Source organism: uncultured Arcticibacterium sp., from assembly GCF_964021845.1.
GTDB lineage: Bacteria > Bacteroidota > Bacteroidia > Cytophagales > Spirosomataceae > Arcticibacterium.
In genome coordinates this window covers 1,322,064-1,337,985 of record NZ_CAXHZC010000001.1, presented here as the reverse complement: position 1 = coordinate 1,337,985, position 15,922 = coordinate 1,322,064, and the positions used below count along the sequence as shown (strand labels likewise).

Sequence of the window (15,922 nt, the reverse complement as noted above, 5' to 3'; positions counted from 1 at the left end):
GATATTGTAATGAACAATCAATATGCCAAGGCCAAAAAGCCTAGACAATTGTGACAGTTTGTCAGTTTTGAATGTTTTTTGTCAGAAAATAATTAAGGACAGCCGCCAATAGTAGCCGAAAAGACAGAGCCGGCCTTTATTTCAAAGCCAGGGTTTAGTTTAATGTTTTTACCAGCTTTGAATGAAGCTCCAGTAGGATTTATAAGTTTATTAGTTGCACTTATAGTTTGAGCGGCATTAAAATAGAAGGATTTCGAGCCATAGTTCAAATTATCTTTTGTTGAAACTAGACTAAAGCTGTTAGGGCAGTCAGGAATAACCTTAACTTTTACAATATTAGATGTGTCACTATAGCAAGTGGAATTTTTACAGAAAGCATAATAGCTTGTAGTATCATTCGGAGAAACCGTAATAGAGCTATTTGTACTTTGGTTTTGCCATTCTAAGGTATAACTACCTGAACATGCGGATGCGTTAAATGTAAGGGAGCTTCCTTTGTTTATAAGGCTATCGGCGATATTAGCAATAGTTGGAGCGTTTGGCTTTAGAAGTCCACCAAGATAAAAAGTACGGAAACCCTCGCAAGATGTTCCGGCACCCCAAATATATTTTATTTGTACAAAACCATCAGACCCAAACAAAATTTCACCTGTATTTTGGTCAAGGCTGAATGTGACGGAGTCTGGCTTATTGTTAATGGAGAATGTACCTCCTTTAGGCGAATAATCAGGAAGAATAAGACTTCCAATACAGACTTGACTAGAGGGGTAGTTAATGAAAATTTGTGGAGTGACTATTGAGGTGTCAACTTTAGGGCTTTGGTAGCCATAAATATCAATGGCTTTAACGCTGAGCTTATAGGAAGTTGATTCATTCAAACCTGTAAAAGTGTAATTCAAAGTGCCGGCCGGTACGGTGGTTAGCAAATTGTCATCTTTGAAAATCTGATAATTGGCTATACCGTTCATATCTGTATCTGCTGACCAATTGAGTTCAACACATAAAGGAAAGAACTTTGAAACAGTAAAGTTTTTTGGTTTATCGAATATAATACGTGCGTTAGCCCAATCAGCTTGATTGGCTGAAATATTTCCTCCGTTATTTTCTACCACTAATTTTATACTTGAATAGCCTGCAATGTTTACATCGATTTGTAAAGCATTTGAAAGATGAGTTAGGGATGGGCTAGTATAGAGCAACGTGTTCTCACCATAAACTTTAAAAATGACATTTGCATTACTAAAAGAATCGTCATCTATACCTATAGAGGCTTTGAATCTAGAGTGAAAGCCCGTTTTCATTTTATAGACCAATTCAGAACCAGAATGGGTACCAATTCCCTTGCTGAACGAAATACCATTAATTTCCATGGTACTGCCATCTCCTTCGTTCAATGTTGCCCCAGCACTTTGGTCAAAAGCAACTGGCCCTAGCCCGTTTTGAATACTAAAAGGTGTGTAGCTTGATAAGTACAGGCTATCTACAAAGGTACTCGAAAGGCTCTGCTGACTTAGAATGTTATTAACATTTACAGCTTGACTCATAGTGATATTTCCATTGGCATCAGTTAAGTAACACCTGTAGGTACCGCTGGAGCTAGAAAAACTAGCACTTGTACCTAAAGCATTAGCGTTAATGTTATTTCCCGGAACCCATTTGTAACTACTGTAACCTCCTGGAGCAGATAGCGTAACCGAGCCATTTAAAATACTAATAGAGAGTTCAGGTACTACTTTTGATGGTATAGGTGTGGAGGAAGTGAGGAAGTTTCCAACTGTGATAGAATTGTAAAGGCCGTCTGCAAATTTAGAAACCCCTTGTGTATCAAAATGGACATTGTCAATTCTGTCACCTGCTGCTACATAGCTGTCGGTGGTAGGTCCAGCAAAAACTTGGCTGACGGTGTTGATGACACTGTTTTGAGCATTAATAATATTAACATCAACGGTATTGTCAATAAAGCTTGAACGACATACCATCCATGGTAAAGTAGAACCTATTTCTGTCCTGGTTTTATTAATAAATGTGGTTAGCCTTGAAGAATAGTTGGCGTTAGATGTATTTAAAAAATTGTCAGACTCGCCTTGCTGCCAAATTAGTGCACGTACACCGTAAATAGCTGGATAGTATTTAAGCGGTTTGTCGAAAATATTATAAGGAGAGCCAATAGCATTAGGTTGTCCGTTGCAATACTGTTGACCCGGCAAAAAAGGGTGCGTTGTTGCGTTTCCATTGGAACTTGCAACCCAGTTTTCTATACTAGTACCGCTAGCAGCTCCATTAAAGAAAGCTACGGGTATGTTGAGGTTTTCTGCAATTAATCTTCCAAGTCTACTATAAGCCCACGAGCTTTCCCCTGTTCCGGAGATTTTATGAGTTTGAGTAATTGGACTTAAGTCTGCAAAGTTTGGAAAAGTAGCTCCACAGCCCTGATACTGGTTGTGAGCAAGGCTTTTTTCCGAGAAATCGGTAAGGGGTAGAACTTCAGAAGTTAATTGACCAGCTGCATTAGATTGTCCTGAAATTAAATAGACATCACCTACACCAACACGGTCAACGTTGGAACTACTTAAAACGGTACTTGTATTTACCAACCTAACTTGTAAGGTATACCATCCAGCAGGAACGTTGTTTAGTTGACCTTGAAATTGTCCCTTGCTGGGGTTTGATTTAATTATTTGCCAATCAAAACCAGAAATAGGCGTAGATGTGCCAGGGGTAACCAACCTAGCTTGTATAGAAGTAACCACAGGGTTTTGATAGGTCCCTGCTATATAAAGCTTTGCTTGATTACTATTGTTTCTTTGAAATACCGATTTATTAATTGGTAGGTCTAAGCTTATTTGACTAAAAGCTGAAAGTTGTGTAACAAGAAAGACAAGTATTACCTTAAGTACTGTGCTTCTCAAAATATTACAAATTTGTTTTTGTACTTAGTTTCATGAATTATGTACGTAAAGATAGGGATTATAGGTTTTGTTTAAGCTCACTACTGTCATACTTTATTATTCGGTCGACATCCCACAAAAAAAGACCTCCTGAAAGGAGGTCTTTGATTCCAAACGATAAGGAATTACCGTCTTATTTAACTTTTTCTACTATCGCTTTGAAAGCATCAGGGTGATTCATTGCTAAATCAGCTAACACTTTACGATTTAAATCGATTCCAGCAGTTGACAATTTATTCATGAAAACTGAATAAGAAAGTCCGTGCTGTCTAGCACCTGCGTTAATACGAACAATCCACAACTTGCGGAAGTTTCTTTTCTTTTGCTTACGACCAATATAGGCGTAACATAATGCTTTCTCAACAGCGTTTTTCGCTACTGTCCAAACATTCTTTCTTCTACCAAAATATCCTTTGGCAAGTTTAAGCACTTTTTTTCGTCTTGCTCTCGACGCTACATGATTGACACTACGTGGCATAATCTTTAAGTTTTTTGACTGGAGGCGACACGCTCAAGACGCATTCTTTTTAGCCTTTTGTCGGGTGAAACAATTGAACCAATAATTAATTAATGTTGATTAAAGAGCTAATAAGCTTTTAATGCGATTTTCATCTGATGGATGAACAAGCGTAGTACCAGCTAGGATAGACTTACGTTTTTTAGACTTCTTAGTCAAAATGTGACTATGAAATGCATGCTTACGCTTTATCTTACCTGTTCCAGTGATTTTGAAACGCTTCTTCGAACCAGAATTTGTTTTTTGTTTTGGCATCGATTTAAACAGTTTTAGTACAAAAAAGTAAATTGGGCTGCAAAGATACGAAAAGGTAAGACAATATCAAACCGAAAGTTTTTTTTCTATTCCATTTATAATGCACCTAGAAATCGGCTAATTTTGTGATACAATTTTAGTGAATCTTTACCCTCAATAATGCAGTTTTCCCACCTCCATAATCATACTCAATTTTCCCTTTTAGATGGTGCTTCAAGTGTAAAAAAAATCTTTCAAAAAGCAAAGGATGATAATATGCCAGCAGTGGCTATTACAGACCATGGAAATATGTTTGGTGTTTTTGACTTTGTGGCCAATGCCAGCAAGTTTGGAATTAAGCCTATTGTCGGTTGCGAATTATATGTGGTAGAAGATCATACTATTAAACAGTTTACAAAAGACAAGAAAGATAAAAGATACCATCAACTTTTATTAGCGAAATCGCCGCAAGGTTATCAAAACCTTATAAAACTCTGCTCTTTAGGGTATATGGATGGTCTTTATAGTAAGTATCCTAGGGTAACTAAAGCATTAATAGAGAAATATAAAGAAGGCCTAATAGCAACTACTTGCTGTTTGGGAGCTAGGGTTCCGCAAGAGATTTTAAGGCATGGCGAGAAGGCTGGCTTAGAGGAGTTCAAGTGGTGGCTTGATAGATTTGGAGAAGATTATTATATAGAAATTCAGCGTCATGATATTCCTGACCAAAACAAGGTCAATCAAGTTTTGCTTAAATGGGCAAAGGAATATAATGTAAATGTGATAGCGTCAAATGACTCTCATTATGTAGACCAGGAAGATTGGGTGGCTCATGATATTTTGTTGTGTGTAAACACTAACGAAAAGATGGCTACGCCCAAAATGAAGGACTACGATGATGAAGGCGGAAGTAAAAACGGAAGGTTTGCTTTTTATAATGACCAGTTTTACTTCAAGACTACGGCCGAAATGACGCAGCTTTTTAGTGATATTCCGGCGGCAATAGATAATACGAATGAGATAGTAGGGAAGGTGGAAACACTGGAACTGAAGCAAGATATTATGCTTCCTAACTTCCCTATACCTGAAGAGTTTAAAAAGCATACAGATGATAAGCTAAACCAGTGGGAGTATTTGCAGCATTTGACTTATGAGGGTGCTAAAAAACGCTATGGCGAAATAACAGAAGAAGTAAAGGAGCGTATTGATTTTGAGCTTTTTACTATCAGAACTATGGGTTTTGCTGGGTATTTCCTGATTGTGATGGACTTTATTGACGCAGGAAGAAAGCTGGATGTGATGATTGGCCCTGGTAGGGGGTCGGCGGCCGGTTCTGTGGTGGCATATTGTATAGAAATTACGAATATCGACCCTATTAAATATAATCTGCTTTTTGAGCGTTTCTTGAATCCAGATAGAAAGTCGATGCCCGATATTGATACCGACTTTGATGATGAAGGTCGTCAAAAGGTGATTGACTATGTAGTAGATAAATATGGTAAAAACCAAGTAGCTCAGATTATTACCTACGGTACCATGGCTACAAAATCTGCCATTAAAGATGTTTCTAGGGTGATGGAATTACCATTGGCAGATGCTAACTATATAGCGAAGATGGTTCCTGACAAACCATCTTATGGGATGAATTTTGAGAAGCTAATTCATTATGACGAAACGGGGCCACATAAAAGCTTGTCTTCTTTAGGTTTAAGTCCAGAAGAGGTAGCAAATGTACAAAAGATACGGGATTTTTATCATGGTACTGGATTGGAAGCCAAGGTTTTAAAACAAGCTGAAAAGTTAGAAGGGACAGTTAGGAATACTGGTATTCACGCGGCAGGTATTATCATTGCTCCGCATGATTTGTCTGATATTGTACCTGTGAGTACCTCCAAAGATTCTGATCTTTTGGTAACGCAATATGAAGGCAAAATAATAGAGGATGCTGGGGTAATTAAGATGGACTTCTTGGGTCTGCGAAATCTTACGATTATCAAAGAAGCCCTTAGAATGATTAAGGAAAATCATGGGCAGAATATTGATAGGGAAAACGCTACTGAAAAGCAAAAAAGGACCCTAGCTCTTTTAGAAGGAGGAATAGATTATATTCCTTTAGATGACCCAGACACTTATGCTCTTTTTCAAAGAGGTGAGACCAACGCTATCTTTCAGTTTGAGTCTGACGGGATGAAAAAGTACATGAAGGAGCTTAAGCCTGATCAGTTTGGTGACTTGATAGCCATGAACGCCCTGTATAGACCAGGGCCTATAGCTTATATCCCCAAGTTTATTGATAGAAAACACGGAAGGGAAGAAATTACCTACGATTTACCTGCCATGGAGGAGTATCTGGCAGAAACATATGGTATTACGGTTTATCAAGAGCAAGTGATGCTTTTGTCTCAAAAACTAGCAAACTTTACCAAAGGTGATGCCGATGTGCTAAGAAAAGCCATGGGTAAAAAGCAGATTGAAGTCTTAAATAAGCTGAAAAGTAAGTTCTTAGACGGAGGTGCTGAAAATGGTCATCCTGTTGATATTTTAGAGAAAGTCTGGAAAGATTGGGAGGCCTTTGCTCAGTATGCTTTTAATAAGTCTCACTCTACTTGTTACGCCTTTGTAGCTTATCAAACAGCCTATTTAAAAACACATTATCCGTCTGAATATATGGCGGGTGTACTTACTTCTCAACTTGGGAATATTGACAAAATTACCTTCTTTATGGAGGAGTGCAGAGCTTTAGGTTTACCGGTTTTAGGCCCTGATGTGAATGAGTCTGCCAAGCGTTTTGGTGTGAACGAAAACGGAGAGATTCGATTTGGACTTGCTGGTATTAAAGGTAGTGGTGATGCAGCGGTAGATGATATTATAGAGAAACGGAAGGATGGACCTTATAAGGATATTTACGATTTTATGACTAGAATTAACCTACGAACGGTTAATAAAAAAACAATAGAGGCCCTAGTTTATGCTGGAGGTTTTGACTGTTTTGAGGAAGTTTATAGGAGTCAATATTTTGCTCAATATCCGCAAGGTGGAAACTTTATTGAAATGCTTATTCGCTATGCAAATAAGATTCAAGAAGATAAGAATTCGGCTCAGGCTTCCTTGTTTGGTGAGGCAGTAGGTGGAGGAGCAGTGGCAAATCCAGTTCCTGAAAAAATAGAACCTTGGGGGAATATTGAAAGATTAAAGTATGAAAAAGATGTGGTTGGTTTCTATATTTCAGGGCATCCGCTAGACCAATTTTCTATAGAAATGAGTCTTTGTAAGCCTTTGGATACGTTGATGCTTCCAGAGAATAAAGATAGAGACTTTAGTGTGGGTGGTGTTATCACCATGGTGCAGCATAGGCAGTCTAAGAATGGTAATCCATTTGCTATTTTTAAACTTGAAGACTATTCAGGTTCTTTAGAAATGATGCTTTTTGGGAAGGACCATGTCACTTTTAATAATTATTTGATGGAAGGCCAGTTTTTATTTATCCGAGGAAGGATACAATCAAGATGGAACAGGGATGATGAATTTGAATTTAAGCCTAAAGAAATGAAGCTTCTCTCAGAAGTGAAACAGCAATATTTTAAAGAGGTTAATCTTAAAATAGAGTTGAGTAAAATCAACGAAAACTTTATTAAAAACCTGAGGGAAGTGAGTATTTCTCATCCAGGTAGTTTTGAGCTTAAGTTTAGCATATTTGATAATGCAGAAGAGTTAAATCTCAATTTGTTTAGTCGAAACTCTAAAATTGACATTAACAAAGATGTTTACCAAGAATTAAACGAACTGCTAGGCGAGGGGAATGTAACCTTTGCTTAAACCTCTGATTAAAAAAACGATTCAAGAACTAATAAATGGCCAGCTAAAGAGACTGTTTATTAAGAAAAACCATTGTGGTTAATAGACAAAAACACTATGAAAAAAGACATACATATACCAGAAGTTAAAGATGTTTTTATTGCTGTTATAAAAGAGTTTAATGAGATTTTCTCATGTGACGACTGGAATACTTATATATTTAATAATAAGCCAGTAGAACTGGAAATGGTCTTGATAGTTTCTCATGGTTTTGATGAAAAAGACCAAACTACATTAATTAGAAAGAAAATTGAAAAGATACCTGCCAACTCTTACGCTAAAATAGAAATGATTCAACCAGATCTTTTTAGGCTGAATAATGAATATAAGGTTACTTTTTTTGAAGGAAATAAACTTATGGATAAGACCTTTTTGTTCCCAAAAGACAGCATAAAAGAGGAAGCTTTAGAGATGATAGAAGAATTTGGGATAGAGGGCATAGCTATTAGATAAGCTTTGTTTGGATATCGCATAAAAAAGGTCTCAACATTTTAAAATGATGAGACCTTTTATGGTTTCAAAGTGTCAATTAGGCTCTTCTTCCGCCTTTCAGTTCTAGTTTTAATGCATTCAATGCCTCCATATCTCCTTTGGCAGCTACAGAAGCTTGCTCAGGCCATGTGGTCGGATTGTTGGCATTATACCTTGTTCCGCCTTTCGAAACTAGCATTTTTTGAATTTCTTCAGGAATAGCTTTAGCTAATTTTTCAAACGTATCAATTCCATCTTCTTTCAAAAATGACTCTATTTTTGGCCCAATTCCTTCAATCAGTTTAAGGTTATCTCCAACAGTTGGTTTTCTCGTTCTGGTAGCTGTGACTTTCTTTACAGGGGCTTTAGCTACAATCGGAGCAGGTTTAGGTGCCTCTGGCTTGCTAGGTTTTTTTGCTGCTGTATTTACTAATTCTGACTTAGGCACTTCTGTTTTTGTGCTAGTCACTGGGCTGGTTTTAGGCTTCGCGGTTTTCACCGTTGCAGGCTTAGGAGCGGGTTTTATAGCTTTGACCTCCTTAGTTTTTACTTTTTTTTTACTTTTAGACTTAGTTTTTTTAGCTTTTGATTTATCAGACTTTTTATCGTCCTTTTTCGATTTAGTGGCTAATTTAGGCTCGGGTACGTCACCTTTTTTGTGCTTCACAATGATAGATAACAGAGAGTACGTTTTCCCATCCTCTGAAAAGGTTTTCTTCAAGTCAAAGGATTTTATTTTTTTTACCGTTTTTAGGAATGATTTTAAGGCATCCTTTGCCAATTTTTTCTTAGACATTACTTATAGATGTTTATATTTTGTTTCTAATTCAAAGCTAGAGTAGACATATAAACTTAACAATTAATTAATATTAAATCAACGGTATGGTAACATTGGTGGTACTTTTTTGACTGGGTCAGGTCAGTAATTGTTTTATAAGTATCTAAAGAGATATGTCATAAATTAATTTCGAATAAACTTCTTAGTTGACGTCTTACCATTAGTTTGGGTGTGGAGGTAATAGATTCCACTGTTTAAGTTTGAAACATCTATTCTTTGAAATGCAGAAGAACTTTCCCAACTTTTTAAAATGGCTCCCGAAGTGGATATAAGTTTAAATTGAATGGCTTTTGATGTGTTTATACCTACTGTAATATCTATGTACTTTTCTGTTGGGTTCGGAGCAATTTTTAATTCCCATTCTATAGTTTCCGCACTATTGGCGAGTATTTGTTTTATTTCTATACCGTCAGTTTCGAAAGTACAACTAGCCTCTTTTATGATAACGGTATATATTCCAGGACTACTCACGGTGACTTGATTAGCATCAGGCAAGTTGACAGTTTTACCGTTTAAAAACCACTCGTAAACCCAATCCGGGTTGCTACTTACTATCAAATCGGTCGTTTGGTTTGGTAATAATTCTTTTGAACCTTCTACCGAAATAGTTTCCATCAGGTTTATGTCGTTTGAATTTATCATGTCACCAATAAACCTGCATTGATTTTCATTTAGGACTATGAGCTGATAGTTGCCAGTTTCTTGTATAGAAAAAATTGCTGAAGTAGATAGAACTTGGCTTTGCCCATCTGTCCAAAAGTATTGAAAAGAACCATTTCCAACTCCTGTGGCAGTTAAACTGCCAAATTTACCATTACAGATGTCTTCCACACCAGAAACAGTTACCTCCACGGCCTCTTCAATTTGGATTTGAATAGAATCGCGTGAAAAACTAGCGGGGCTGGAGGCTTTAATTTTTGTCCAGTATGTACCTCCAGGAACTTGATTGTCTAGTAAATAGGAACCTTCAATTGTATTAGCATTGATTTCAAAACTTTGCACTTCATTAGTTAAGATTAGGCTGAACGTATTGTCAGAGGGATATTCACCCTGAATGCTCGGAGCGTAGCGAATTTCGGCGTTAGGACAGACAGTGGATGAAGTAACAGAGTTCATTAAAAGCTTGGGCACAACTACCACTTCCCCTTCTATAGCATTAGAAGTACAGCCTCCGTCATTGCAGCTTACTTGATAGGTGAAATTATTATTTGGTTTAAAGGTTTTGGAAGTGGGTTCATCAACTATAACATCACCACTTAAGTTATTGAAAGACCAGTTTACGCTAGAGCATTCAGAAACTTCAATGCTTGCCGAACCTCCAAAGTCTATTTGACTATCGGCAGTTATTTTAGGAGAAGAAACTTCAGAACAGACACTTAACTTTACAAGTGTATTATAGGTATTTAACCATACGTTTCCCGTTTGGTCTGTGAAGTTGTCATAAAAACCAAAGATGTAGTCAGGGTATTCACTAATTTTATTCCATTCCGAATTATAAAACTTATAGATACCGGGCTCATCGGAATAAACTCGTGCGGTAAAAATGCCATTCTCATAAGTCAGATTTGAGAAATAGCCATTTTGATAGGTTAAATTCGCTTCTGTAACAAATTCATTCCCTTGTAATTTGAGAACATCATTGTTTTCTGAATTAAGAATGAGGGGATTCCCTAGTTCATCAAAAAATATCTGAGAAAAATTTTGGGGACAGTTTGAGTGCGTTTCATGGTTATAAACTTTTGTACTTAGGTCGTCAAGGTTTATGGATACAAGCTCCGAATAATCGGGATTTTTTGGTACAGTTCTTAACCAATATCTATCTCCTTTAAAACCCCAAGTATATGATTGACTGTAAGTATTCTTTAGTTCTGCTAGGTCAAAAAAGAATTCTAGTCTATCGTTATTTAGTTTTAATAGCCTGGAATCAGTTGCAAACAACATTCTATTTGGGTCAAAACTTATTAATTCTCCAGCATCTGTGTATTCAAAATCAAATCTTTCCAGTAAGCTCATATTATCAGGATTGAATTTCATAAGACTATATACTGGTTCTGGGAAAACTCCTGAAAAGTCTAATCTTTTAGACACTTGTTGAAATATCCAGAGCTTATTGTCATTGTCTATTTCCATCATTTGGATTTGACTGCCAATGAGTCCTTCAGTGTTTTCAATGCCGTAAATCTGCTGCTCTTCCGTATTCAAATTATATTTTAATAAGCCATTGTTTGTTGGCAGAAACATGTATTTGTTACTGAGTTTTTTTGAATACGCTAATAGTTCAGTGGTACTATCTTGTGTAGAGAATAATTGCCAGTTGGTAGGCAAGTTCTCATTAGAAGTGGTCAAAGTTCTTTCTGTGGTATATTGTAAACCCTCTGCTTTCTCTCCCCAGATTAGGTGGTTACGGGTTGAAACTTGATTTGTTAATTTATAAGTGGAATTAGGCTCCAGGTTTTTAAATATGAACCTGTTCTTTTCTTTAAAAATATTGGCTACTGGGACATCAATTGTTTCATTATTGTCAATCTTCTGTAAAAGGTAATTGGTGCTAGTTTGATAAAAGTTATTTCGGATAATGGTAAAACTAGTAGGTAGTGGCCTTCTTATATTAAAGTTTGAGTAGAGAGATTCTGTTTTGTTAAAAATATACTGAAATTCAGACCAAGCTCCTGACTCATTTCCTTTGTAAGCACGTACTCGCCACATGAAGTCAGAATCAATGTATGTGGCCACTTGGCTAATTGTGGAGAAATTAACAGAGGTTTTAAAAGTATTGCTGAAGTAATTTCTAACTGGCATTATGCCTCCAGTATATTGAATAATTTCAATTTCATATCCTACAGCATTTTGTACAGGAGAGAAGTTTAAGCGATCTTGAGAGCTTGCAGAAAGGTCTATATATTTCTTATTAAATGTGTCTTCTGGTATAGGAACTGCAAGATTCTGTAATTCTTTAACCACTTTAGAAGCGTTTGACCATGGTGAAGTTCCCTTATCATTTACAGCCTTCACTCTAAAGTAGTATTGGTCATAATTGGCATATTCATCAAAGTAAATAGACGGAAAACTAATGCTGTCCGAGGATATGATATTTTTAAAAGAAGAATCTGAGGCTATTTCATAATAGTAGCTATAAGCCTCTGCAACAGGATTAAAAGACGTATAAGGAATATTAAAACTATTAACAATCTCGCTATTTAGAACTGGGCTAGGAGGAACAGATTCAATAAATCTGAAATTTTGAGCTGCAAAGGCTCTTATTAAGTCTCTAGCTTGTGGGTGAAAGGTAGATTTAGTAGAAGAACAATAACTCATTATGGTTCCTTCTTTGTCTTCTAGGGCGTTCTCATAACAAGTACCTTCAGCAGGATAACAAAAATCTAAGGGGCCTCCTTCCCAGCTGCAACTTTGGGTATGCGGCGAGCCAAAATTATGACCTATTTCGTGTGCCATGGTTTTATATTTTCCCCAGGGAGACACGTTTCCACTTCCGGTGGCTAAGCCACCTGCTCCCAAAACATTTTTTGTAGGGAGGTACATATATAAATCAGACTCTTTTTCAAAAATCTTAGTTTCAAGAGCGTTTTTCCTAAGAATGGAAAGCATTCTAAAAATATCAAATTCATTTTTATAGGGGTCGTCATTTTCTGTCTTCCAAATGTGTACCTCACTCACGGAGAGTTTGGTGTTAATCTCTTTTTCATAGAGGAGGGAGACCTTTTGGAACATTTTGTTCAATTCAAATCGAATAAGTTCTTCGTTAAAACCAAAATATTGATAGGTGTCGTAATCAACGTCAACGGCTATTCGACAACTGTAAAATCCGTCTACTTTTACTTTGAAATTTCGAGTGTCAAAGTTTTTAAGGAAAGAAAGATCTAGCTCACTTTCATCAAAACCGCAGGAGAAAACATTTGTAGAATCTTGACCAAATACTGGTAATTGAAGTGTGAATAGTAATAAAAGTAAGGAGACTTTTACGGCGTACATTATTGAATAGTAAAGTATGAAAGGGTAATTTAGTTAAAATTATATTTAACGGTGGTATTTTCTTTGGAACTAAATCAAACTGCAAAGATGTTACATATCCGAACTCAAATTAATAACAAGAAATGGCAGGTAAAGCAATAGAAATAAACGACGCAAACTTCAAGGAACTAATAGCTTCAGAAAAACCAGTATTGGTTGATTTTTGGGCAGAATGGTGCGGACCTTGTAAAATGATAGGACCAGTAGTAGAAGAGATTGCTGGTGAGTACGAAGATAAAGCCGTAGTTGGTAAAATGGATGTAGATGCTAACAGTGCTACGCCAATGGAATTCGGTATTCGTTCAATCCCTACTTTGATGATTTTCAAGAAGGGAGAAATGGTAGACAAAATAGTAGGAGCTGTGCCTAAGCACGTTTTAACGCAGAAGTTAGAAGCTGCTATGTAATTAGCAAGGCTAGATAATATAGAAGGCTCGCTTTAAAAGCGAGCCTTTTTTTATGCCCTATTCTAAATTTAATAAGGGCTTAATGCCTTCTCTAAGTACTAAGTATCCTTCCTCATTTGGGTGAAGCCCATCAGAGAATAGATGCTCTTTTATCTGGCCATCGTTTTCCAGAAAGTCTGCTCCTAAGTCAGCAAAAGAGACATTTAAGTTTCCTGCTAGTGCTGCAATAGAAACATTAAGGTTTACAATTCTCTCCTCATAATCTCTTCTAGGCAGTAAGCCCATCAATCTTATCTTGGCAGATGGCTGCCTATCTTTTATAGCGTTCATTAATTGGCGAAGACCTTCTATTATTTCTTCATTAGAGTTTATGTGGAGGTTGTTTGTGCCAATCATCACCAAAATGTTTTCTGCATCAAAACCATCGAGTTCGCCATGATAAACTCGCCAAATTACATTTTCAATTCTGTCCCATCCGTAGGCATAGTTTCTTAAACCGGCTGGTGTGAATATGTTTTCCCATGAGTCTTTCTCTCGAGCCATTTTGGCAGTAGGCTGCCCTCCCCAAAAATGAACGATAGAATTAGCAAGAATGATAGATTTCGGAGCTTCATTTTGACTCATTTTTAAAAGCTCATTATGACGAGATTCCCAATCGTAATTGCCTGGCTCACGGTATTGGGTTACAGGAACAGTGGTGCTTAAATGACCTTTGGGCTCTTTTAAGATAGTCCTAAGTTTGTTTTCATAAGCATCTGCATAATGCTGCATGCCTAGGTCGGTAGGGTGTGTGCCATCTACCATGTCATCTATACCCAGGTTTATTTCTTCTTTAGTCAGGTAATAAAGGTTTTGGATTCCTTCAGATTTCAACTGAATAAAGGCGTCTTTCTGAACCTTATTGGCTGTTTCATACTGTTCCTTTCTATTTTCACTTATAAGTGATTGTGTATAGCCCGCATGTTCCACCACTAAAATTGGTGTAGTCTCATTTTTACTACGCAGTGCTTTTACAGAAGCTATAATTCTGTTTTTCAAATCTTCCGCTTTGAAGATATCGCTTCTTTCCCAAGCTTCGGGAATAAGGTTAGGCAAGCAATCCAATACCCAAACTTTGGCGTCAATCTCAGTCATTAAGTCAATGATAGGAGCATCTAACCTACCATTACCACTAAAGCCTAGATTTATAAGTGGTCGGTCCATTTTTCTGCCTAAAATAGTAGTCCAAGCCATTCCGGGACGAGAAGCACAGGCTCCCTGGGCTATGGAAGTACCATATATGACTATTGGTTTTTCTTTTCTTGCTTCTAGTGGCGTGAATATGGCATTCTCTTCAACTCCGATTTCTAACCAAGAAACTTCATTATAGAGGGGTAAATAAAGGCGGTATTCTCTACCCATTTTATGATAGGCATCGTTTGGGTTTAGTCTTGTAAAGTCAAATTGACAAGTATCGGCAAAGCTCCTTTTTCCGGCACACCAAAGTTCATTGCCATCAGCATCTATGGCATATAAATCTACACCACTTACACCTGTGGCGGGCATGTGGTTTAGTTCAAAAACCTTTTCTCCTTTATGGCTTTTGGTGGTGCCGTAGCGTATTTTAATTTCAGATGCGTTTGACCTAAACCGTATCATTAAACCAGCCGACTGTTTTGATAAATTCCAGATGGTTTTACTTACGTCTTTTTCTGCTCTTTCAGGTAGGCGACTGTAAGGACTTCCTTTTTCGTTTGGCCAGGCTTGGCCTTCTATTGTATTTACCTCGCTGTTGATAGGGTTCCACCACATAGTGGTAGTATTATCTTGAGCAAAAGCCGAGATGCTAAAAAGGGTGCAAAAAAAGGCTAGTATTTTTTTCATGGGCAGTTTTTTCAAACGGGTTTAAGAGAGTCGCAAGTTAAAGTTAATTAAGAAATCGAATGAAATAGTTGTTGATTTTATTAAGGTGTTAAGTTCTTTTTGGTACGAAAAAGAGACCCTTTTCTATTTTGGTATGTAACTAAATTGATTCTTAATTGGATTATGTAAAGTATATTTTTATTTAATAAGAAAATTTAAGAATAGAGACTTTGAAATAAAGATTTCATAGCGATAGCTTTGTTTCTCAATGGCGAAACTGTATAAGTTCATACTTCCAGTACTTGTGTTTTTGCTAAGTGGATTCAATTCATTTAGCGAAGTGCCGTCTAATTTCCATACTTCGGAAGAAACTCTTTCAGTAAAATTCCTCTCTTTTAACAATGATTTTCCTGTTAAAGTTGGATCTTTTAAAAAGAAAGATTTAAGCAGTGAAGACTGCCTGATTGATGGTGAAGAAGAAGAAAAAGAAGAGGAATTAAACGACCTCGGAAATCATGCAGAGAGCGGTAATTTTATTACGGCTTTTTTTTATACCGCATCTTTTAAGTTTTCTACTGACGCTGTATATGACGGAACGCCAGTTAGCGAAAGGCTCTCTTCAAACAAAAGGTATATTCCTCTCGCTACTTTTAGGATATAGAAAACCTCCCAGTCGGTTTTAATAATTGACCGACCTCTCTCCTTTTAATTATTTGCTGTTTCCATAAAGGATTCTGCCTTACTGATTCAGCCACTTATCTACCATTTCACAGGATTGAAA

At 36.9% G+C, this 15,922-nt stretch carries 10 protein-coding genes; 4 read left to right on the top strand and 6 right to left on the bottom strand.

Going from position 1 to position 15,922, the window contains the following annotated elements; genetic code table 11:
* Positions 1-92: 92 nt before the first annotated feature.
* The 3 genes from AADJ06_RS05705 to rpmI all read right to left on the bottom strand — a co-directional run bounded on the left by AADJ06_RS05705 (position 93) and on the right by rpmI (position 3,720).
* Positions 93-2,909 carry an NPCBM/NEW2 domain-containing protein gene (locus AADJ06_RS05705; RefSeq protein WP_341225444.1) on the bottom strand — a complete coding sequence of 939 codons (2,817 nt, stop codon included), beginning with the start codon at positions 2,907-2,909 and terminating at the stop codon, positions 93-95.
* Positions 2,910-3,081: 172 nt separating this feature from the next.
* Complete coding sequence (gene rplT / locus AADJ06_RS05700) at positions 3,082-3,426, bottom strand: 50S ribosomal protein L20 (RefSeq protein WP_341225443.1); 345 nt, start codon at positions 3,424-3,426, stop codon at positions 3,082-3,084.
* A 99-nt stretch (positions 3,427-3,525) separates the two neighbouring features.
* Positions 3,526-3,720 (bottom strand): 50S ribosomal protein L35, encoded by a 195-nt coding sequence (rpmI, locus tag AADJ06_RS05695; RefSeq protein WP_341225442.1) that lies wholly within the window; start codon positions 3,718-3,720, stop codon positions 3,526-3,528.
* A 159-nt stretch (positions 3,721-3,879) separates the two neighbouring features.
* Between rpmI and dnaE the strand changes: the two genes are divergently transcribed.
* On the top strand, positions 3,880-7,515 hold the full coding sequence (dnaE, locus tag AADJ06_RS05690) for a DNA polymerase III subunit alpha (RefSeq protein WP_341225441.1): 3,636 nt from the start codon (positions 3,880-3,882) through the stop codon (positions 7,513-7,515).
* A gap of 96 nt (positions 7,516-7,611) precedes the next feature.
* Complete coding sequence (locus AADJ06_RS05685) at positions 7,612-8,007, top strand: hypothetical protein (RefSeq protein WP_341225440.1); 396 nt, start codon at positions 7,612-7,614, stop codon at positions 8,005-8,007.
* A gap of 76 nt (positions 8,008-8,083) precedes the next feature.
* On the opposite strand, the gene AADJ06_RS05680 is transcribed toward AADJ06_RS05685, so the two are convergent.
* Both AADJ06_RS05680 and AADJ06_RS05675 read right to left on the bottom strand, forming a co-directional pair.
* Positions 8,084-8,821: a hypothetical protein gene (locus AADJ06_RS05680; RefSeq protein ID WP_341225439.1), complete on the bottom strand. Its 738-nt coding sequence runs from the start codon at positions 8,819-8,821 to the stop codon at positions 8,084-8,086.
* 165 nt (positions 8,822-8,986) lie between these two features.
* Positions 8,987-12,853 carry a M12 family metallo-peptidase gene (locus tag AADJ06_RS05675; protein ID WP_341225438.1) on the bottom strand — a complete coding sequence of 1,289 codons (3,867 nt, stop codon included), beginning with the start codon at positions 12,851-12,853 and terminating at the stop codon, positions 8,987-8,989.
* Between the two features lie 122 nt (positions 12,854-12,975).
* Here AADJ06_RS05675 and trxA point away from each other — a divergent pair, with 122 nt between their 5' ends.
* Positions 12,976-13,299 carry a thioredoxin gene (gene trxA / locus AADJ06_RS05670; RefSeq protein WP_341225437.1) on the top strand — a complete coding sequence of 108 codons (324 nt, stop codon included), beginning with the start codon at positions 12,976-12,978 and terminating at the stop codon, positions 13,297-13,299.
* A 57-nt stretch (positions 13,300-13,356) separates the two neighbouring features.
* On the opposite strand, the gene AADJ06_RS05665 is transcribed toward trxA, so the two are convergent.
* Positions 13,357-15,162, bottom strand: coding sequence for an SGNH/GDSL hydrolase family protein (locus tag AADJ06_RS05665; RefSeq protein WP_341225436.1), 1,806 nt, complete (start codon positions 15,160-15,162; stop codon positions 13,357-13,359).
* Between the two features lie 247 nt (positions 15,163-15,409).
* On the opposite strand from AADJ06_RS05665, the gene AADJ06_RS05660 reads away from it, so the two are divergent.
* On the top strand, positions 15,410-15,802 hold the full coding sequence (locus AADJ06_RS05660; RefSeq protein ID WP_341225435.1) for a hypothetical protein: 393 nt from the start codon (positions 15,410-15,412) through the stop codon (positions 15,800-15,802).
* The last annotated feature ends 120 nt before the right edge of the window (positions 15,803-15,922 follow it).